The organism is Nocardia concava NBRC 100430 (genome assembly GCF_000308815.1).
Lineage (GTDB): Bacteria > Actinomycetota > Actinomycetes > Mycobacteriales > Mycobacteriaceae > Nocardia > Nocardia concava.
Map to the genome: position 1 here is coordinate 21,258 of NZ_BAFX01000107.1, position 18,670 is coordinate 39,927.

Consider the following 18,670-nt stretch of genomic DNA (forward strand, 5'->3'; position numbering starts at 1 on the left):
TCCCGGCACTCGACGAGAAAGGGCGCCCGCGGCGGGTAGCCGGGACGCCCTTTATCGATACCACTCGTCAGAGCATGCAGCTCACGCAGCCCTCGACTTCGGTTCCCTCCAAAGCCATCTGGCGGATGCGGATGTAGTACAGCGTCTTGATGCCCTTGCGCCAGGCGTAGATCTGGGCGCGGTTGACATCGCGGGTGGTGGCGCTGTCCTTGAAGAACAGGGTCAGCGACAGGCCTTGGTCGACGTGCTGGGTGGCCGCCGCGTAGGTGTCGATGACCTTCTCGTAGCCGATGTCGTAGGCGTCCTCGAAGTATTCGAGGTTCTCATTGGTCAGGTAAGGGGCCGGGTAGTAGACGCGGCCGATCTTGCCTTCCTTGCGGATCTCGATCTTCGACGCGATCGGGTGAATCGAACTGGTCGAGTGGTTGATGTAGGAGATCGAACCGGTCGGGGGCACGGCCTGCAGGTTCTGGTTGTAGATGCCGTGCTTCATGACCAGGGCCTTGAGCTCGCGCCAGTCGTCCTGGGTGGGGATGTGGACGTTCGCGTCGGCGAAGATCTGCCGCACCCGCTCGGTCTTGGGCTCCCACACCTGCTCGGTGTACTTGTCGAAGAACTCGCCCGACGCGTACTTCGACTCGGGGAAGCCGCCGAAGTACGAACCCCGCTCCTGCGCGAGCAGATTCGAGGCGCGAATCGCGTGGTAGGCGATCGTGTAGAAGTAGATGTTGGTGAAGTCGATGCCCTCTTCGGAGCCGTAGTGGACGTGCTCACGCGCCAGGTAGCCGTGCAGGTTCATCTGGCCCAGGCCGATGGCGTGGGACTCGTTGTTGCCCTGCTCGATCGAGGGCACCGAGTAGATGTGGGTCTGATCCGACACCGCGGTCAGGGCGCGGATCGCGGTCTCCACCGTCTTGCCCAGATCCGGCGAGTCCATGGTCTTCGCGATGTTGAGCGAACCCAGGTTGCACGAGATGTCCTTGCCCACCTTGGCGTAGGACAGATCGTCGTTGAACTCCGAGGCGGTGGAGACCTGCAGGATCTCCGAGCACAGGTTGGAGTGGGTGATCTTGCCCGCGATCGGGTTGGCCCGGTTCACGGTGTCCTCGTACATGATGTACGGGTAGCCCGACTCGAACTGCAGCTCGGCGAGGGTCTGGAAGAACTCGCGAGCCTTGATCTTGGACTTGCGAATCCGCTTGTCGTCGACCATCTCGTAGTACTTCTCGGTCACGTTGATGTCGGCGAACGGCACCCCGTAGATGCGCTCGACGTCGTACGGCGAGAAGAGGTACATGTCCTCGTTCTTCTTCGCCAGCTCGAAGGTGATGTCCGGGATCACCACACCCAGCGAGAGCGTCTTGATGCGGATCTTCTCGTCCGCGTTCTCGCGCTTGGTGTCGAGGAACCGGTAGATGTCGGGGTGGTGCGCGTGCAGGTACACCGCGCCCGCGCCCTGGCGCGCGCCCAGCTGGTTGGCGTAGGAGAACGAGTCCTCCAGCAGCTTCATGATCGGGATGACGCCCGAGGACTGGTTCTCGATCTTCTTGATCGGCGCGCCGTGCTCACGAATATTGCTGAGCAGCAAGGCCACACCGCCGCCGCGCTTGGACAGCTGCAGGGCGGAGTTGATGGAGCGGCCGATGGACTCCATGTTGTCCTCGATGCGCAACAGGAAGCAGGACACCGGCTCGCCGCGCTGCTTCTTGCCCGAGTTGAGGAAGGTCGGGGTGGCCGGCTGGAAACGGCCGTCCATGATCTCGTCCACCAGTTCCGACGCCAGCTTCTCGTCACCGGCGGCCAGGGTCATGGCGACCAGACACACCCGGTCCTCGAAACGCTCCAGGTAGCGCTTGCCGTCGAAGGTCTTGAGCGTGTAGCTCGTGTAGTACTTGAACGCGCCGAGGAAGGTCGGGAAGCGGAACTTCTTGGCGTACGCCTGCTTGAACAGCCGCTTGGTGAAGTCGAAGCTGTACTGGTCGAGCACCTCGACCTCGTAGTAGTTCTCCTTGACCAGGTAGTCCAGCTTCTCCCGCAGGTTGTGGAAGAACACCGTGTTCTGGTTGACGTGCTGCAGGAAGTACTGGTGCGCGGCCTCACGATCCTTGTCGAACTGGATCTCGCCGTTGGGGCCGTACAGATTCAGCATCGCGTTGAGGGCGTGGTAGTCCATGCCCTCGGTGGTCGCGGAGTCGCCGCTGACGGGACGCTCTACGCGGGCAGTCTTTCCGACCGGTGCTGTTGTCGTTGCCAAAACAAGTCCAATCCCTCTCGGACGCGCGCGACGTCCTCGGCAGTTCCCATGAGTTCGAAGCGATACAGGTACGGGACCCCTGCCTTACGTGAGATCACTTCTCCCGCATAGCAGTACGTATCGCCGAAGTTCGTGTTGCCGCTCGCGATCACGCCGCGCAGCAGGGCGCGGTTGTGCGGATCGTTGAGGAACTTGGCCACCTGACGGGGGACGAATTCCTTGTCGGATCGCTGTCCACCCAAAACGTGCCGACCTCCCCCGTAGGTGGGGACGATCAGCACGTAGGGATCTTCGACGCGAAGCGAGTCGGCGGTATGAAGCGGTATGCGAACGGCGGGGATACCCAACCGCTCGACGAAGCGGTGCGTGTTCTCCGAAGCGCTCGAGAAGTAGACCAGATTCGGTGTCTCACCGGAGATCTCGGCCATCTTCCCTCCTTTCGATTCGGACGAACCTGCAGGAGGTGGCGGGTTATGCCACCGCGACCGCGTCGGCCAGAGACTTGATGCGGTCCGGGCGGAAGCCGGACCAGTGGTCGTCACCGGCGACGACGACGGGGGCCTGCAGGTAGCCCAGGGCCATGACGTAGTCGCGGGCTTCGGGGTTCTCGGAGATGTCGATGACGTCGTAGTCGACACCGGCCTTGTCGAGGGCGCGGTAGGTCGCGTTGCACTGGACACAAGCGGGCTTGGTGTAAACGGTGATGGTCATTGGTATCCCCTTCTCCTTGCCTTCGGTCCGTCGGCAGTGCACGGCTGAAACAAGATCCCTGTAGTAAGTGCGCAAACCCCTGGAAGCGGAACCGAAGCCCCAGCTCACTCGGTGAACTTCGAGGTGTTCGCCTAGTGGCCTTCCAGCTCCCAAGACACTACACCTAGTGGCCGACAGATTCATACAACACGACATGTTGCGACTCACAAAGGTGAAATTCCGGTGCCGTAAGTACCTGGACACTCGATTCGCAACTCGACACGACTGCGACGCACATCACAATTTGGACCTACAGTTCATTTCCAGCAAACACACCATCACCGCTGATCAACAGGCTTCTCACGAGTCACAGCAGGCTCGAGCGACCACCCGGTTTGCCGGGCCGCCGAGCCCCGCCCCCAATTTCAGGGGCCCCGCTCGGCTCGGCGTGTCGCGGCGTGTTCCAGCCGTCTAGCCGATCGTGAACGACGCGCCGTCGACCGGACCGGGCGCCAGCAATCGATTGGTGGCCGGAATGCCGTAGACCTGAGCGTCGTAGTCCGACAGCGGGCGGCCGTCGATGCTGATCTCGGTGAAGGTGATCGGCTGGAAGCCCGGCAGCGCAGCGTCGAGGTGACCCTCCACCACGATCTCCGCGGTCCGGGCTGGGACCGTCGAGGGCGCGACCGTGGTGCGCGTCCAGTGCGCGGTGCGGTTCTCCAGGGTCATGACGTAGTTCGCGCCGTCCCAGGTGACCGCGGAATGCATGGTGTCGCCGGGGTGGACCTCGACGTCGTCATAGCTCACGGGCGGGTCGGGATAGCCCTCCCACCATCCGTCGACTTCCTTGTCCGGCGTGCAGAGGCCGCGGAACATGCCGAGCGAACAGAGCCCGTTCGCGGCCGCCCCCAGGGCATTCGAGACCTTGGCCCCGGCGTTCATGACCGTCCCGGCCAGCCGCGGATCGGCGTAGGCCATCCCGGCGGCGAGCGTCTCGACCTGAAGTCCGGGCAGCGCCGCATACACGGCCGCGTCACTGGCGCACAGGGATTCGACGCCGGTCTGCATGAGCGGCAGCGCGACCTGGCCGTTGAGGCCCTGCGCGCCGTTCAGGCCCACCCACGGCACCACGCGCTGCAGTACGCCGGGGTCGAGGCAGTCGACCTCGGGCTGCACCCAGGTGGCGCTGACCTCCCGGAAATCACCCCGCACCACGTACCCGGCCCAGTTGCCCAGGTAGAGGCGGACATTGGCGGCACTCGCCCCGGAGATATCGGAGGTGCTCGCTTCGGCCGCCGCGTCGGCCGCGTTCACCACCACCGAGGCGGCGGAGACGGCCAGGGTGACCGCCATGAAACAACGGCTCCACGCAGAGTTGCCCGTTGGTAGCTTCATGGCTCGACGGTAGTCCCGAACGGTCCGGAAATGCGGCAGGCCACGGCCGAAAAGCCGTGGCCTTGCGCTGAATTCAGCGTGTGATCGCTGGGGTTTGTTACACGTTCGCCCGAGCGGCGGCGGTCTCCGCCAGCAGGCGCACGGTGGCGGCCAGCTGGGTGATGGCCTCGGCGTCGTCGGCCGGGTGGGTCTCGACGAAGCGCGAACCGATGGTGCCGAAGTGCAGCGACGCCTCCTTGACCACGTTCGCACCGGCCACACCCAGCGCCTTGACGGCGTCGTCGTGCGACCACTTGGCGGCGTTCGCGGAGATGGAGGCCGAGATGACGGCGGCCGGACGGTCCTTGAGCGCGCCCGCGCCGTAGGGGCGGGAGGCCCAGTCGATGCCGTTCTTCAGCACGGCCGGCAGCGTGCCGTTGTATTCGGGGGTGACGAAGAGGACGGCGTCGGAGGCGGCGACGGCGTCACGCAGCGCCTGCGCGGCGGCCGGGACCTTGCCCTCGGCGTCGATGTCCTCGTTGTAGAACGGGATGTCCCCGAGGCCCTCGTAGATGGCCAGCTCCACGCCCTCCGGAGCGGTCTTGACGGCGGCCTCGGCCAGACGGCGGTTGATCGACGCGGCGCGGAGGCTGCCGACCAGGACGAGAATGCGGGTCTGCGACATGATGATCACTCCAGTGGGTTACTGATTCAGCGGCGGAACTTTCGATAGACTGTAACCGGACCCCAGTCCGCTTACATTCCCGGGTAGGAGCACAACGGCTGTGACACGCGACACCCCCCGCGAAACCCCAGCGAGGCCACGCGACACCTCGAAGGGCGACGCCGTCGACCTGCCCAATATCTCCCTGTCCATCGAGCCCGTCGGCAATCAGCAGCCGCCGCCGCATTCGGTGCCGCTGCTCATGCCCGGCAGCTCGCACGAGCGCAGCGACGCCGCCCGCAACCGGCAGCTGCTGCTCGACGCCGCCGAGACACTGGTGCGCGAGCAGGGCGCGGACGCGGTCACCATGGACGCGGTCGCCAAGCTGGCGGGCGTGGGCAAGGGTACGGTGTTCCGCCGCTTCGGCAATCGGGCGGGGTTGATGCTGGCGCTGCTGGATCAGTCCGATCAGAAGCTGCAGTGGGCCTATATGTTCGGGCCGCCGCCGCTGGGGCCGGGCGGACCGCCGGTGGAACGGCTCATCGCCTTCGGCCGGGCGCGGCTGGCGCTGGTCGAGGTGGAGGGCGATGTCCGCCGCAATGCCGATATCGGCGGGCAGTACGCGGGGCCGCCCTACAACGTCGCGAAAACCCATGTGTCGCTGCTGCTCCGGCAGGCCGGGGCGCCCGGCGACATCTCGCTGACCGCGGATTCGCTGATGGCCACGCTGGACGCCGCGCTGGTGCTGCACCAGATCCGCGTGCTGCGCTACACGCTGGATCAGATCGGCGATCACTGGGCGATGCTGGTCCGGCAGGTGACCGCCCCGGCTCCCGAATAGTCCCGGTCCCCGAACAGCCGCCGAGGGCGCGTGGTGGCCGCCAAGTACAGTGTGGCCATGGGGAACCTGCGCGAAGAGATCATCGCCGAACTGGGCGTGCTGCCGACCATCGAACCGAAAATCGAAGTGCGGCGGCGCATCGACTTCCTCAAGGACTATCTGCGCTCCACGCCCGCCAAGGGCTTCGTGCTCGGCATCAGCGGCGGCCAGGACTCGACGCTCACCGGTCGCCTGTGCCAGCTGGCCGCCGAGGAGTTGCGCGCCGAGGGCCATGACGCCACCTTCGTGGCCGTGCGCCTCCCCTACGGCGTGCAGTTCGACGAGGAGGACGCGCAGATCGCCCTGCGGTTCATCCAGCCCGACCGCTCCGTCGTGGTGAACGTCAAGCCCAGCGCCGACGCGGCCGCGGGCGAGGCCGCCACCGGCATCCTGGAACTGCATCAGGAGCCGCAGCTGCGAGACTTCGTGCGCGGCAATATCAAAGCCCGCGAGCGCATGGTCCTGCAGTACGCCATCGCCGGACAGCTCAACCACCTCGTCGTCGGCACCGACCATGCCGCCGAGGCGGTCACCGGCTTCTTCACCAAGTTCGGCGACGGTGGCGTGGACATCACCCCGCTGACCGGTCTCACCAAGCGCCAGGGCGCGGCCCTGCTCCAGGAACTCGGCGCGCCGCCGAGCGTGTGGCAGAAGGTGCCGACCGCCGACCTAGAGGATGACCGCCCGTCGCTGCCCGACGAGGAAGCCTTGGGGCTCAAGTACTCCCAGATCGACGACTACCTCGAGGGCAAGCCCGTCGCCCCGGAGGTCGCCGAGAAGCTCGAGACGATCTTCCGCAATACCCGCCACAAGCGGACCGTCCCGGTGACCCCGCTCGACACCTGGTGGAAGTAGGCCCGGCAGCGGTCACGACGGCCCGCCATACCGGCTCAGCGTCGGCGGCTGGTCGGCGCACGGACGCGAAAAGCGTTTGCTGTCGCCGTGTCACGGTTTCTACGGTCGACGCGTGAACTTCGACGGCGATAACGGATGGGACAGTTCGGCCACCCTGGTGGACGACCGCTGGGTGGAGCGACGGCCGCGGCGGCCGGAGATCGACGCCCAACTGCTGCGGGAGACGCGGCTGCTGCCCTGGCTCGCACCGCGGCTCCCGCTGCCCGTGCCGATTCCGACCGTGGTCTCCGAATCACCGCTGGTGGTCCGGCACGCGCTGATTCCCGGCGAGCCCATCGACGCGTACACCCCGGAAAATGGGGAGGCCATCGGCCGCTTCGTCCGCGCCCTGCACGACGTCCCGCCCGCCGAGGCGGTGGCTCTGGGCCTGCCCGCGGCCGACCACACCCACCGCGAACGGGCCTGGGCCGACACCCGCTGCCGCCGGGAAGTTCTTCCGCTGCTTCCGGATTCGCTGACCGCGGCCGCCACCGCGCTACTGGACCGGATCCTGGAGTCCCCCGCCGACACCGTGGTCCACGCCGATCTGGGCCCCGACCATGTGCTCGCCGTGGCCGGACGGGTGAGCGGAATCATCGACTTCGGCGACGCCCATCTCGGCGACCGCGCGATCGACCTGGCCTGGTCGCTGTTCGGCACCTCGCCGGAATTCGCCGGGGCCGTCGCCGAGACCTACGGCGTCACACCGGAATTGCGCGCCCGCGCCGAGAACTGGCATGCGCTCGGGCCCTGGTTCGAGGTGCTGCGCGGGTTCGATGTCGACGAACCCGGCATGGTGCGCAGCGGCGTCGCCGGAGTGGTCGAGCGACTCCGCGCGGCCTGTCATCACTGAGCTTGTCTGTGCGGTGGTGGACGTTCATCGCGAATCTCGGCAGCTGATCGGCCCGTTAGTTCTTGTGCTGATCCGGCTCCTCGATGAGGCGGCGGTGGAGTTCGGCCGTCATCATGTGGATGGCTCGGGTGAGTTCGGTGTTGGTCTTGAGTTCGAGTTCCTGTTCCTGGAAGTCGTGATCGGCCTTGGCCTGCTGGAAGTCGGCCTGGCGGTTCTGGCCGATCATGACGAAGGTGGACAGGAAGATCGCCTCGAGCGAGACGACGAGGGTCAGCGTCGGCCACGGGCTGTCCTCGAAGAAGATCATCCACAGCGCGAAGCCGACCGCGTGGATGTAGACGAAGTGCATCGAGCCCGCGAACTTGGTGATCCAGTCCGCGACCCGCAGCTGCATGCTGGCGGCGCGCTGTTGCTGAACCTCGACGAAGGCGGGATGGCCCGGGGTCGGCGTAGGGGTCGGGTCGGTCGGTTGCGTCATTGCGGGGCGGTCTCCTGGCTGAGGCGTGCGGGGACCGGCCGAATGTTAGCGCGCGGCAGTGAAAATCGGATTCGACGCGGCGCGCCAGGACGCTAGCCGCCCGCGAAGGGCGGGAGCACGTCTACCCGCGGGGACAGCGTCGCGGTGGCGTCGCGGGTGAGTTCGTCACCGATGAGGTAGGCGCAGACCTTCAGCATCGGGTCGAGTTTGGGCCCGTAGGTGGCAGCGAGGGTGGTGCGCAGGTCGCCGACGGTGGCCCCGGACGGGAGGTCCAGGGTCTCCTTGTCCTTGCCGACCGCGTCCGCGATCGCGGCGAAATAGCGGACCTCAACCACCGATGGCTCCCATCGTTCGTTCGGGCGGGACGAAGCCGGCGGCGTCGATGCCGTGCCCGGCCGATTTGTTCCACATGGCGCCGCGCCAGAGTCCGGCGATATCGGCGTCGGTCGCGCCGGAGCGCAGGGCGGCGCGAATGTCGTACTCCTGATCGCTGAACAGGCAGGAGCGGATCCGGCCGTCGGCAGTCAGGCGGGTGCGGTCGCAGTCGCCGCAGAACTGGCGGGTCACCGAGGCGATGATGCCGACGGTGCCCGGGCCGCCGTCGACCTGCCAGCGCTCGGCGGGGGCGGAAGGATCCTCGCGGCCGACCTCGGTCAGGCTGAATCGCTTGCCGAGCACCTCGAGCAGTTCCTCGGCGGTGATCATGTTGGCGCGCGCCCACTCGTGGTCGGCGTCGAGCGGCATCTCCTCGATGAAGCGCAGTTCCGCGCCCTCGTCCAGACACCACTGCAGCAGATCGGCTGCGCCGTCCAGGGTTTCGCGCATGAGCACGGCATTCACCTTGAGCGGGGTGAGCCCGGCCGCGATGGCGGCGCGGATCCCGGCGAGCACCGAATCCAGGCGGTCGCGGCGGGTCAGGCGGTGGAAGCCATCGCGGTCCACGGTGTCGAGCGAGACATTGATGCGGCTCAGCCCGGCCTCGGCGAGCTTGCGGGCGCGGTGCTCGAGCCCGACGCCATTGCTGGTCATAGCCAGCGGCGTATCCGGCAGCGCGGCATGGCACCCGGCGATGATCTGCTCCAGATCGCGGCGCATGAGCGGTTCGCCGCCGGTGAATCGCACCTCGTGAACGCCGAGTTCGCGCACCGCGAGGGTGACCAGGCGGACGATCTCGTCGGTGGAGAGCAGCTCATCGGCCGGAATGGCCGGCAGGCCCTCCTCGGGCATGCAGTACGTGCAGCGCAGCGAGCACTTCTCGGTGATGGACACCCGCAGATCCCGCGCGACCCGGCCGAACCGGTCCAGCAGGAATGGCGTGTCCGGGCGGCCGTCCATAGCGGGCCGCCCGGTTCGCACAGCGGGCATGCCCATCGCGACCACGGTCATTCGACCATTATTGCCGGGTGCGCAAGCCTTTGTAGATTCGCACGAGCCGGGCCCGCCGATCGGCCGGTCACGAATCGGAGGTTCCACCCGCGTATAGGCTCACCAGCATGAGTTCCCGGCACGCGCTCGCCCCGGCCCGACCAGTCGACGACCACCGCCGGCGCATCGAGGATGCGCTGCGGCCGCTGGCCGACCGGATCGCCGAGCCGGTTCCGATGGATCAGGCGCTGGGCCGGCGGCTGGCCGTGGATGTGTATTCGCCCCTGGACCTGCCGGTATTCCGGAATTCGGCAATGGACGGGTACGCGGTGGCGGCCGAATCGGTGGCCATCGTGCCCGCCACGCTGCCGCTGATCGGCGTGGTGGCGGCCGGGAACACCGAGGCGGTGACGCTACCCGCGGGCGCGGCCGTGAAGGTGATGACCGGCGCGCCGGTGCCGCCGGGCGCGGACTGCGTGGTGCCGGTGGAGCACACCGACTCCGACGGCGTCACGGTGACGATCCGAACCAGCAGGGCGAGTGGCGATTTCGTGCGCGAGCCGGGCACCGACGTGCGGGCCGGACAGCTGCTGGCCGCCGCGGGCAAGCTGCTGCGGCCCCGCCACATCGCGGCACTGGCCGCGGTCGGGCTGGGTGAGCTGTCGGTGCTGCGCCGGGTGCGCGCCGCGGTCCTCACCACCGGCGACGAATTGCGGCCCGCCGGAGCCGTGCTGCTGCCCGGGCAGATCTTCAATTCCAATGGCATCGCGCTGGCGGCGGCGCTGGCCGACAACGGCGTCGAGGTGGTGTCGGTCGCGCATTCCACCGACGATCACGCCGAGTTCCGTATCCGGCTGGCCGAGGCGGTCGCGCAGGCCGATGTGGTGTTCACCTCCGGCGGCGTCTCCATGGGCGACTTCGAGGTGGTCAAGGAGGTGCTGGGCACGCAGGGCGGCGAATTCGGTTCGGTGGCAATGCAACCCGGCGGGCCGCAGGGCCTGAGCCTGGTGGACGGCGTGCCCGTGCTGAGCTTCCCCGGCAACCCGGTGAGCACCATGGTGTCCTTCGAGGTCTTCGCGCGCCCCATCCTGCGCGAGCTGGCCGGGCTGCCCGCGCTGCCGATTTCCGAACTGCCGCTGCTGGATTCGGTCCGCTCCCCCGCCGGGAAGCGACAGTTCCTGCGCGGCAAGCTCGCCGAGGACGGGGTCGCGCTGGTGTCGGGTCAGGGCTCGCATCTGATCGCGTCCATGGCCCAGGCCGATGTGCTCATCGATATCCCGGCCGCCGCCACCGAGGTGTCCGCGGGCACGATCGTCGCCGTCCGGCCCCTGTGAAAGGCTGTTGTGATGAGTGAGTTGTCGCATGTCGACCGTGAAGGTCGCGCCCGCATGGTCGACGTGAGCGCGAAGGCCGACACCGCCCGCATCGCGGTCGCCGCGGGCGAACTGCGGACCACCCCCGAGGTCATCCGGCTGGTCCGGGCCGACGATATGCCCAAGGCCGATGTGCTGAGCACCGCCCGCATCGCCGGGATCAATGGCGCGAAGAAGACCTCCGAGCTGATTCCGCTGTGCCATCAGCTGGCGTTGTCGTCGGTGAACGTGTCGTTCGGGTTCACCGAGGACTCCATAACCATCGAGGCGACGGCGAAGACCAAGGGGCCGACCGGCGTCGAGATGGAGGCGCTGACGGCGGTCGCGGTCGCGGGGCTCACGCTGCACGACATGGTGAAGGCCGTGGATCCGGCGGCCACGCTGAACGGGGTGCGACTGGTCACCAAAGAGGGTGGCAAGCACGGACATTGGGTGCGACCCGAGGCCGAGCAGCACCGGAAGCACCACCACGAGAAGCATGAAACCCCCGCCGCCGCACCGGCTTCCCTCGCGGGTGCGGGCCGCACGGCCGCGGTCGTGGTGGCCTCGACCGGTGTCGCCGCGGGCACCCGCACCGACACCACCGGCCCGGTCCTCGCGAAATGGCTTGCCGAGCAGGGTTTCTCGGTGCGCGGCCCGCTGGTATTCGCCGACGCCGACATCTCCTTCGGCCTCTCCGACGCCCTGGCGAGCGAACCCGATCTGGTGATCAGCACCGGCGGCACCGGGGCCTCCCCCACCGACGCCACCCCGGAAGCCACTCTGGCCCTTATCGATCGGGAGCTCCCCGGCGTCGCCGACGCCATCCGCCAGGCGGGCACCGCGAAGTTCCCCCTGGCCGCCCTGAGCCGCGGCGTGGCGGGCCTGGCCGGGCGCACCGTGATCGTCAATCTGCCCGGTTCGCCGGGCGGGGTGAAGGACGGCATTGCCGTGCTCACCCCGATTCTCGAACATCTGCTGGCCCAGGTGGCCGGAGGAGGCAACCATGAGTGAGCTGCTCGCTCGCATCAGCGATCACCCGCTGGACCCGGCCGAGGTGGAGAAGGCCGTGAGCGGCCCCGACCACGGCGGCATCGTGGTCTTCACCGGCAAGGTGCGCGATCACGATGGCGGCCAATCGGTCTCGTCGCTGGAGTACTCCGCGCACCCGCAGGCCGAACAGTTCCTGCGCAAGGTGTGCGAAGAGGTCGCCGCCTCCTCGGGCCTGCCGGTCGCCGCGGTCCACCGCATCGGCTCACTGACCATCGGTGATCTCGCGATCGTCGTGGCCGTCGCCGCCCCGCACCGCGCGGAGGCCTTCCAGACCTGCGCCGAACTGGTGGACCGCATCAAGCACGAGGTCCCGATCTGGAAGCGTCAGATGTTCGCCGACGGCCTCTCCGAATGGGTCAACGCCTGCGGATGATGCCGCGGACAAACCGAAGCCGTGGATCCGTACGGAATCCACGGCTTCGGCTTCCCCGATGAGGAGGGGGGATCAGGTGGCGGCGACCGCGTCGGGGGTGTCCGGCTCGGGGGCGGCGGGAGTGGCTGTGCCGCGGGCGTATTCGCCGAGTTTGGTGTGGTTGAACACCAGGTTGAGGGTGAAGGCCGTGATGGCGGCGAGGCTGATGCCGCTGTTGAGGATGATCTGGGCCGAGGACGGGAACTTCTCGAACATGCCCTTGGTCAGCACCGGCACCAGGCCGACGCCGATCGAGACGGCGATGATGCTGAGGTTCACCCGATCGGAGAGGTCGGCCTTGCGCAGGGTGTCGACGCCGATGACCGCGATGGTCGCGAACAGCACCAGGCCGACGCCGCCGACCACCGGCTGGGGCACGGCCGCGACCAGTGCGCCGAAGCGCGGCACCAGGCCCAGCAGCACCAGGATCGCGCCGCTCACCGCGGTCACGTAGCGGCTGAACACGCGGGTGTTGGCGAGCGCGCCGACATTCTGGTTGAAGATGGTGTCCGCGAACGAGTTCAGCACCCCGGCCAGGACGGCGGAGAGGCCGTCGCCGATGAGGCCGCGCGCCAGATCGCCACGGCTGACCGGCTTTCCGGTGATCTCGCCGATGGCCAGCATGCTGGCGGTGGACTCGGCGAAGATGACGGCCATGGCGATGGTCATGGCCACCACCGCGGTCACCGGGAAATGCGGTGCGCCGAAATGGAACGGGTGGGGCACGCCCAGCCAGGACGCCTTCGAGACACCGTCGAGCTTGATCAGGCCCATGGGGATGGAGATGACGATGCCGACGATGAGCGCGATCAGCACGCCCAGCTGAGACCACACGCCCCGGCCGAGCACCGTGCACACCAGCGCGACGACCAATACCGCTGCGGCCAGCGCGATCCGGGACGGCGAGGCGAAGGTCGCCGCCTTGGGATCGCTGCCGACGACCAGGCCGCCCGCCACCCCGATCAGCGAGATGCCGACCACCGTCAGCACGGTCCCGCTGACCAGCGGCGGGAAGAACCGCACCAGCGAGGCGAACGGCCACGCCAGCGCGATCCCGATCACGCCGCCCAGCAGCAGCGATCCGTACATGGCCTGGATCCCGTAGTCCTTGGTGATCAGGATCATCGGGCTCATGGCCACGAAGGTGGCGCCGGTGATGATCGGCAGCCGTGCGCCCGCGAACTTCCCCAGCCCGAGGCTCTGCACCATGGTGATGATGCCCGCCACCAGCAGGTCGGCGCTGATCAGCAGGGCCACGGTGGACTTGTCCAGGCCCGCGGCCGCGCCGAATACCAGCGGCACGGTGACGCATCCGGTGTACATGATCAGCACGTGCTGGATGCCGAACACCAGCAGCCGATGCCACGGCAGCCGCGTGTCGACGGGGTGAGGCGAAGTCATTGGCCCTGTCTTCCTTCCGGGTCAGTTGCTGGTCAGGCTAAGCGGCCGGTTGCGCGCGCGGCTTTGTCCAATTCGCCCAAACGCCGCCGGAATCGGGTACGGCGTTTTGTCTCCGAAACCAGTCGGTGCCGCGCCGGCGATGCGCGACAGTGATGCCATGACTGCTGAATCCGTTGGCCGGATCGTGCTCGGCCCGCACCAGTACGGGAAGGCCGAGAACCGGGTGGTGCGCATCTACCGCGATACCGACCGGCACGAGATTCGCGATCTCAATGTCTCCTCGTGCCTGCGCGGCGGATTCGACGAGGCGCATACGGTGGGCGACCAGGGCGCGGTGCTGCCCACGGATTCGCAGAAGCAGACCATCTACACCTACGCCAAGAGCCACGGCGACGGGAGCATCGAGGACTACGGGCTGGCGCTGGCCCGGCATTTCGTCGCGGATATCGCGCCGGTGGAGTCGGCGCGCATCGAGATCGAAGAGTATGCGTGGCAGCGGGTTCCGGTGCGCGGCAGCGAGCACGACCACACCTGGACGCGGATCGGGCCCGAGGTGCGGATCGCGGCGATCACCGTCGAAGGCGAGGGCGCGGACCGCCGGGAGTGGGTGATCGGCGGCGTCAAGGATCTGGTGATCCTCAAATCCACCGGATCGGAGTTCGCGGGCTTCCTGACCGACCCGTTCACCGTCCTCGAACCCGCCTACGACCGCATCCTGGCCACCAGCCTGATCGCCCGCTGGCGCTTCGCGACCCCGCCCGAGGACTGGGACGCCGCCTACCACGGGATTCGGGCCGCCATGGTCGAGACCTTCGCGACCTTGCACTCGAAGGCCCTGCAGCAGACGCTGTTCGAGATGGGCCGGGCCGCGCTGGAGGCGTACCCGTGCCTGGCGGAGGTCCGGCTGGCCGCTCCCAACAAACACCACTTCTCCTACGACATCGAACGATTCGGCGTCCCCAACAAGGGCGAGGTCTTCCACGCCGACGACCGCCCCTACGGCCTGATCCACGCGAGCGTGCTGCGCGAGGGCGCGCCCGATGCCGGAATCGCCTGGGACCCTTACACCGGAGCGGTCTGATCCAGCGTCGGCCCCTGGTCCAAGGTCCGTACCGCCAGGTACAGGTCCAGCCGATCGTCGAGCCGCCCCAGATCGCGCCCGGTGAGCTCCTCGATCCGGCCGATCCGATAGCGAACGGTATTGAGGTGCAGATGCATTCGATCCGCCGCCTGCCGCCACGAACCCTCGCAGCCGAGGAACACCGCCAGTGTGTCGAGCAGCCCGGCCCGGTGCCGCCGGTCGTAGTCCAGTACCGGTCCCAGCACCCGTTCGGCGAAACGCCGTTGCAGTCCACCGGGCACGGCGGTGAAAAGCCCGACCGCAGAATCGATATCGGCCACCCGCAGGCTCACGGGCGCGGTGTCGTCCCGTGCCGCGGTGGAGGCGGCCGCCGCGGCACCGATCGCGCCCGCGAGCGACTCGTCCCGCTGCCGGGCGCTCACGCCGATGGCGAGCCGGATGTCGGTGAGCCCGGCGGCGATTCGCCCGAAACGCCGGTTCACCTCGGCGGCGATCCCGTCCTGGGTGCCCACGGTCACGCCGATCAGCCGCCCCTCGCGATCTATCGAGGTGGCCAGGTCGGGCAGCACGTCGTGCAAGGCGGACCGCACCGCCAGCAGCCCGGCCGCCGAATCCGTCCAGCTCGAATCAGGCTGCTGCGGTTCAATTTCGACCCTGCCCGGATCGACAGAAGTCCCGGTCGTCATCCCGGCGTGAGTCCCCGTCGTCATCCCGGCGTGCTTTTGGCCGGGATCCACTCTGCGGCGTTGGATTCCGGCCAAAAGCACGCCGGAATGACGGGGAGCACTGTCGGTGGCGTGGATTTCACATACGACGGCGACCTCCGAGGTGCCGGGCCGTTCGGCGAACGGCGTCGGGAAGCGGTCGGCGAGTTCCCAATCCAGGTGCCTCCGGTCGGAGCGGCGCTGGCGGTACAGTTCGGCGACGGCGGCCAGGTCCGTGCCGAAGGGGTCGAGTTCGGGGACCGAGGGGCGGATCACCAGGTACCAGGCGGTGATTCGATCACCCGCGCCGACTTGGAGCACCCGCATCGCGCCGGTGGTCACGGCGGGCAGGCGGGGCGCGGTCAGGGCGGTGGCGATGATCCGGTCGATCTCGTCCTCGGCCAGGTCGGCGGTGCCCGCGACGACCGTGCCCGTCGCGGTCAGCAGCCAGGCCGAAACCTGCTGTTCCGCCGCGAAATCCGCGAGCAGCGTCTCGATATCGGCCCCGGCGGCGACCGCGGCCAGCAGCCGGCGCTGCCGGTCGGCCCGCGATTGCACACGCCGCCAGCGCACCTCGGCCGCCTGCTCGGCCAGGTATTCGATGATCCGGCTGAACGGGACGCTCTGCGGGGCGGACAGCAGCGGCAGGCCGTGACGTTCGCACGCCACGACCACATCATCGGGGACGTGGCCGTGCAGAGCCTGCCCGGCAACCACACCGGCGACTCCCGCGCCCGCGAGCAATCCCACGTAGCGATCGGAGTCGGCGGCCTCTTGCCGCCACACCAATCCCGTACACACCAGCGCTCCCGCTGTCACGAAGGGTCGCGGATCGGGCATATCGGTCGCGCAAACCCTGGAGACCGGACGATCCAACTCCCCCGCGTCTCCGTGCAGCAACCGCATGCGCAATTGCGGCGCATCGAGTAGATCCCGCACCCGCACGGCGCACCTCCCGTGGTCGGTCGAATAGTCCGTCACGGTAGAACCGGGTTATTTCCACTCGGTTTCAAGCATGCTGCGGCGGCCTCACACCGATCAGTAAGGTGGTCGCCGTGAGTCGGCGCATTCCTGTCCTGATCGTGGCCGGATTCCTCGGTGCCGGGAAGACGACCCTGCTCAACCGCCTGCTGCGCACCCGGAACACCCGGATCGGGGTGGTGGTCAACGACTTCGGGGCGGTCAATATCGACGCCATGCTGGTCGCTGGTCAGGTCGACGCCATGGTCTCGCTCGGCAACGGGTGCGTGTGCTGTGCCGTGGACGTCAGCGAACTGGACGATCTGTTCGACCGGCTGGCGCATCCCAAGCAGAAGATCGACGTCATCGTGGTGGAGGCCAGCGGACTGGCCGAGCCGCGCAATCTCATTCGCATGGTCGTGAACAGCGACAATCCGCGCATCCGGTACGGCGGGCTGGTCGAGGTGGTCGATGCCGAGCACTTCCGCGACAGCCGCGCGCTGCATCCGGAGCTCGGGACGCATCTGCGCATGGCGGATCTGGTGGTGCTGAACAAGTCCGATCGGGTCGAACCCGCCGCGCTGGAGCGGCTGCGGGCCGAGATCGCCGAGTCGGTCGGCCAGGTTCCGGTGTATCCGACCAGCCACGGGCGCATCGACCCGGGATTGCTGTTCGATGTGCCGAATCGGGAGGCGCATGCCCCGCGCGTCGGTGACCAGCTCAGCTTCGACGAGCTACTGCTGGACGACGACCACGAGCATGAGCACTGCCACGATGGTGACTGCCACGACCATCGGCATCTGCACGACGCCTACGACAGTGTCTCGTTCACTTCCGACACGGATCTCAATCCGCGCGAACTCATTGCGCTACTGGAGGACCCGCCCGTCGGCCTGTTCCGTGCCAAGGGCGTGCTCGCCTTCGCCGTCGCCGATGACCCGCGAAAGTTCGTCCTGCACATGGTCGGCCGCCACATCACCATCGAGCCCACTCAGTGGTCCCGTCACGAGCCCCGGGTCAGCAGCCTGGTCCTCATCGGCTCCGGTCTCGACCGCGACCTCGTCCTCGACCGGCTCGAGGCCACCGTCCACCGTGCCGACGACATCCTCGACGACCACGCCCTGCTCCCCATCTGGCGTTATGTCCTGACCGACGACGGGGTCGCCACCGACGACGACGCGCTTGTCGGCGAGGGCTGATTCGGCCTCGAACTCCGCGCGCAGCTCCGCCACCTCGGCGGCCAGCTCATCGCGCATCTGCTCGCGCTCGACCAGCGCGGCCCGCATGGTCTCCACGCTCTCGTTCATGGCGGCCAGCCGCTGATCCGCGCCCTTGAGCTGCCACTCCACCACGTCCCGGCGGCCCACCTCCGCGCTCGCGTAGCGCACCCACCCGACCACGTAGTCGACCCACTCCTGCTGCTTGGGCACGTCCTTGGGCGAATCGAACCCCTTGCGCTGCGCGGCCTTGGTGGACAGCACCAGTTCCGACCGCTTGCCCCGCCCCGGCGAATTCATCTCCGCCAGCGTCAACTTCCCCGCACTGGTCACCACCGCCATGAACCGGTACTTCCCGGCCAGATGCATGCGTAGCTCGGCATTGCCGCGCCCGTCGGAATCCATGGCCCCCAGCCACGGCCCCTCGGCCGCCTCGATGATCGCCGCCAGAATCTCCAACTGCCCCACACCGCGCCGCAACCGCGCCGCAGCCGTCCGCAGCGCCCCGGGCGTAGCCGTCATCTGATCCCAATGCATGCCCCGAACATATCCCCACCGCCCCGCGCCGCCGTGATTGACTGGCCGAGTGACCGCGCTACCGAATCATCCGAACATCGAACTCGCCGTCCGCTATCACGAAGCCGTCGCCGCCGGAGCCACCGGCCCCGACCTGGCCCGTTTCTTCCATCCCGATGCCGTCCACCACGAGCTGCCGAACGCCCTGCTGCCGAACGGGGCGACCCGGAATCTCGCCGAGATCCTCGACGCCGCCGAGCGGGGGCAGCAGGTGATCCGGGAGCAGCGGTTCGATATTCACAATGCCGCGGCCACCGGTGACCAGGTGGCCTTGGAAGTCACCTGGACCGGGGTGCTGGCGATTCCGCTGGGCGCGCTGGCGGCCGGGGACGAGATGCGGGCGGAGATCGCCACCTTCCTCACCATTCGCGACGGAGTGATTCTGTCCCAGCGCAATTACGACTGCTACGTCACGAAGTTCTGACCTAGGCGAATGATTCGCGCCTTACGCCTCGGGTGATC

General features: G+C 67.8%; 19 protein-coding genes. 9 read left to right on the forward strand and 10 right to left on the reverse strand.

What is annotated here, in order from left to right; translation table 11 throughout:
* Positions 1–67: 67 nt before the first annotated feature.
* The 5 genes from nrdE to ON43_RS25280 form a co-directional block, all read right to left on the reverse strand.
* Positions 68–2,173: a class 1b ribonucleoside-diphosphate reductase subunit alpha gene (nrdE, locus tag ON43_RS25260; RefSeq protein ID WP_040811354.1), complete on the reverse strand. Its 2,106-nt coding sequence runs from the start codon at positions 2,171–2,173 to the stop codon at positions 68–70.
* A 38-nt stretch (positions 2,174–2,211) separates the two neighbouring features.
* On the reverse strand, positions 2,212–2,682 hold the full coding sequence (gene nrdI, locus ON43_RS25265; protein ID WP_040811355.1) for a class Ib ribonucleoside-diphosphate reductase assembly flavoprotein NrdI: 471 nt from the start codon (positions 2,680–2,682) through the stop codon (positions 2,212–2,214).
* A gap of 43 nt (positions 2,683–2,725) precedes the next feature.
* Complete coding sequence (locus ON43_RS25270; protein ID WP_040811357.1) at positions 2,726–2,965, reverse strand: redoxin NrdH; 240 nt, start codon at positions 2,963–2,965, stop codon at positions 2,726–2,728.
* Positions 2,966–3,415: 450 nt separating this feature from the next.
* Positions 3,416–4,339: a G1 family glutamic endopeptidase gene (locus ON43_RS25275; protein ID WP_083913708.1), complete on the reverse strand. Its 924-nt coding sequence runs from the start codon at positions 4,337–4,339 to the stop codon at positions 3,416–3,418.
* 97 nt (positions 4,340–4,436) lie between these two features.
* On the reverse strand, positions 4,437–5,003 hold the full coding sequence (locus tag ON43_RS25280) for an NAD(P)H-dependent oxidoreductase (RefSeq protein ID WP_040811423.1): 567 nt from the start codon (positions 5,001–5,003) through the stop codon (positions 4,437–4,439).
* Between the two features lie 241 nt (positions 5,004–5,244).
* Here ON43_RS25280 and ON43_RS25285 point away from each other — a divergent pair, with 241 nt between their 5' ends.
* The 3 genes from ON43_RS25285 to ON43_RS25295 all read left to right on the forward strand — a co-directional run bounded on the left by ON43_RS25285 (position 5,245) and on the right by ON43_RS25295 (position 7,609).
* A complete protein-coding gene (locus tag ON43_RS25285) occupies positions 5,245–5,823 on the forward strand; it encodes a TetR/AcrR family transcriptional regulator (RefSeq protein ID WP_040811425.1) in 579 nt (192 codons plus the stop codon).
* Between the two features lie 57 nt (positions 5,824–5,880).
* Positions 5,881–6,717: an NAD(+) synthase gene (nadE, locus tag ON43_RS25290; RefSeq protein ID WP_040811427.1), complete on the forward strand. Its 837-nt coding sequence runs from the start codon at positions 5,881–5,883 to the stop codon at positions 6,715–6,717.
* A gap of 112 nt (positions 6,718–6,829) precedes the next feature.
* Positions 6,830–7,609 carry a phosphotransferase gene (locus ON43_RS25295; RefSeq protein WP_040811360.1) on the forward strand — a complete coding sequence of 260 codons (780 nt, stop codon included), beginning with the start codon at positions 6,830–6,832 and terminating at the stop codon, positions 7,607–7,609.
* A 55-nt stretch (positions 7,610–7,664) separates the two neighbouring features.
* Here ON43_RS25295 and ON43_RS25300 read toward each other — a convergent pair whose 3' ends face one another.
* From ON43_RS25300 to moaA, 3 genes are all read right to left on the reverse strand, one after another.
* A complete protein-coding gene (locus ON43_RS25300) occupies positions 7,665–8,087 on the reverse strand; it encodes a DUF1003 domain-containing protein (RefSeq protein WP_040811362.1) in 423 nt (140 codons plus the stop codon).
* Positions 8,088–8,179: 92 nt separating this feature from the next.
* Complete coding sequence (locus tag ON43_RS25305) at positions 8,180–8,422, reverse strand: MoaD/ThiS family protein (RefSeq protein WP_040811364.1); 243 nt, start codon at positions 8,420–8,422, stop codon at positions 8,180–8,182.
* Positions 8,415–9,473 carry a GTP 3',8-cyclase MoaA gene (gene moaA / locus ON43_RS25310; protein ID WP_040811366.1) on the reverse strand — a complete coding sequence of 353 codons (1,059 nt, stop codon included), beginning with the start codon at positions 9,471–9,473 and terminating at the stop codon, positions 8,415–8,417. Before moaA ends, ON43_RS25305 begins: the two co-directional genes overlap by 8 nt.
* Before the next feature lie 107 nt (positions 9,474–9,580).
* Here moaA and ON43_RS25315 point away from each other — a divergent pair, with 107 nt between their 5' ends.
* Genes ON43_RS25315 through ON43_RS25325 form a run of 3 tightly spaced genes read left to right on the forward strand, consistent with a single transcriptional unit; the run spans position 9,581 to position 12,230 of the window.
* Positions 9,581–10,786, forward strand: a complete 1,206-nt coding sequence (locus tag ON43_RS25315; protein WP_040811367.1) for a molybdopterin molybdotransferase MoeA — start codon at positions 9,581–9,583, stop codon at positions 10,784–10,786.
* 12 nt (positions 10,787–10,798) lie between these two features.
* A complete protein-coding gene (gene moaCB, locus ON43_RS25320; RefSeq protein WP_040811369.1) occupies positions 10,799–11,818 on the forward strand; it encodes a bifunctional molybdenum cofactor biosynthesis protein MoaC/MoaB in 1,020 nt (339 codons plus the stop codon).
* Positions 11,811–12,230, forward strand: coding sequence for a molybdenum cofactor biosynthesis protein MoaE (locus tag ON43_RS25325; RefSeq protein ID WP_040811370.1), 420 nt, complete (start codon positions 11,811–11,813; stop codon positions 12,228–12,230). The genes moaCB and ON43_RS25325 overlap by 8 nt, the downstream gene beginning before the upstream one ends.
* Before the next feature lie 72 nt (positions 12,231–12,302).
* Here the strand turns inward: ON43_RS25325 and ON43_RS25330 are convergent, their stop codons facing one another.
* The gene (locus ON43_RS25330) at positions 12,303–13,670 is read right to left on the reverse strand and encodes a uracil-xanthine permease family protein (protein WP_051179173.1); all 1,368 of its coding nucleotides are present in this window, start codon (positions 13,668–13,670) and stop codon (positions 12,303–12,305) included.
* 157 nt (positions 13,671–13,827) lie between these two features.
* Between ON43_RS25330 and pucL the strand changes: the two genes are divergently transcribed.
* Entirely contained in the window at positions 13,828–14,751 is a 924-nt protein-coding gene (gene pucL, locus ON43_RS25335; protein ID WP_040811431.1) for a factor-independent urate hydroxylase, read from the forward strand.
* On the opposite strand, the gene ON43_RS25340 is transcribed toward pucL, so the two are convergent.
* A complete protein-coding gene (locus tag ON43_RS25340) occupies positions 14,733–16,436 on the reverse strand; it encodes a PucR family transcriptional regulator (RefSeq protein WP_157514181.1) in 1,704 nt (567 codons plus the stop codon). The genes pucL and ON43_RS25340 overlap by 19 nt on opposite strands.
* 74 nt (positions 16,437–16,510) lie before the next feature.
* Between ON43_RS25340 and ON43_RS25345 the strand changes: the two genes are divergently transcribed.
* Both ON43_RS25345 and ON43_RS25355 read left to right on the forward strand, forming a co-directional pair.
* Positions 16,511–17,614, forward strand: coding sequence for a CobW family GTP-binding protein (locus ON43_RS25345; protein ID WP_051179195.1), 1,104 nt, complete (start codon positions 16,511–16,513; stop codon positions 17,612–17,614).
* Between the two features lie 604 nt (positions 17,615–18,218).
* Positions 18,219–18,632, forward strand: a complete 414-nt coding sequence (locus ON43_RS25355) for a nuclear transport factor 2 family protein (RefSeq protein WP_040811376.1) — start codon at positions 18,219–18,221, stop codon at positions 18,630–18,632.
* Positions 18,633–18,670 lie beyond the last annotated feature (38 nt).

Coding starts and splice junctions, on each gene's coding strand:
- nrdE (WP_040811354.1), bottom strand. CDS start 2,173: ATGGACTACCACGCCCTCAACGCGATGCTGAATCTGTACGGCCCCAAC.
- nrdI (WP_040811355.1), bottom strand. CDS start 2,682: ATGGCCGAGATCTCCGGTGAGACACCGAATCTGGTCTACTTCTCGAGC.
- ON43_RS25270 (WP_040811357.1), bottom strand. CDS start 2,965: ATGACCATCACCGTTTACACCAAGCCCGCTTGTGTCCAGTGCAACGCG.
- ON43_RS25275 (WP_083913708.1), bottom strand. CDS start 4,339: ATGAAGCTACCAACGGGCAACTCTGCGTGGAGCCGTTGTTTCATGGCG.
- ON43_RS25280 (WP_040811423.1), bottom strand. CDS start 5,003: ATGTCGCAGACCCGCATTCTCGTCCTGGTCGGCAGCCTCCGCGCCGCG.
- ON43_RS25285 (WP_040811425.1), top strand. CDS start 5,245: ATGCCCGGCAGCTCGCACGAGCGCAGCGACGCCGCCCGCAACCGGCAG.
- nadE (WP_040811427.1), top strand. CDS start 5,881: ATGGGGAACCTGCGCGAAGAGATCATCGCCGAACTGGGCGTGCTGCCG.
- ON43_RS25300 (WP_040811362.1), bottom strand. CDS start 8,087: ATGACGCAACCGACCGACCCGACCCCTACGCCGACCCCGGGCCATCCC.
- moaA (WP_040811366.1), bottom strand. CDS start 9,473: ATGACCGTGGTCGCGATGGGCATGCCCGCTGTGCGAACCGGGCGGCCC.
- ON43_RS25315 (WP_040811367.1), top strand. CDS start 9,581: ATGAGTTCCCGGCACGCGCTCGCCCCGGCCCGACCAGTCGACGACCAC.
- moaCB (WP_040811369.1), top strand. CDS start 10,799: ATGAGTGAGTTGTCGCATGTCGACCGTGAAGGTCGCGCCCGCATGGTC.
- ON43_RS25325 (WP_040811370.1), top strand. CDS start 11,811: ATGAGTGAGCTGCTCGCTCGCATCAGCGATCACCCGCTGGACCCGGCC.
- ON43_RS25330 (WP_051179173.1), bottom strand. CDS start 13,670: ATGACTTCGCCTCACCCCGTCGACACGCGGCTGCCGTGGCATCGGCTG.
- pucL (WP_040811431.1), top strand. CDS start 13,828: ATGACTGCTGAATCCGTTGGCCGGATCGTGCTCGGCCCGCACCAGTAC.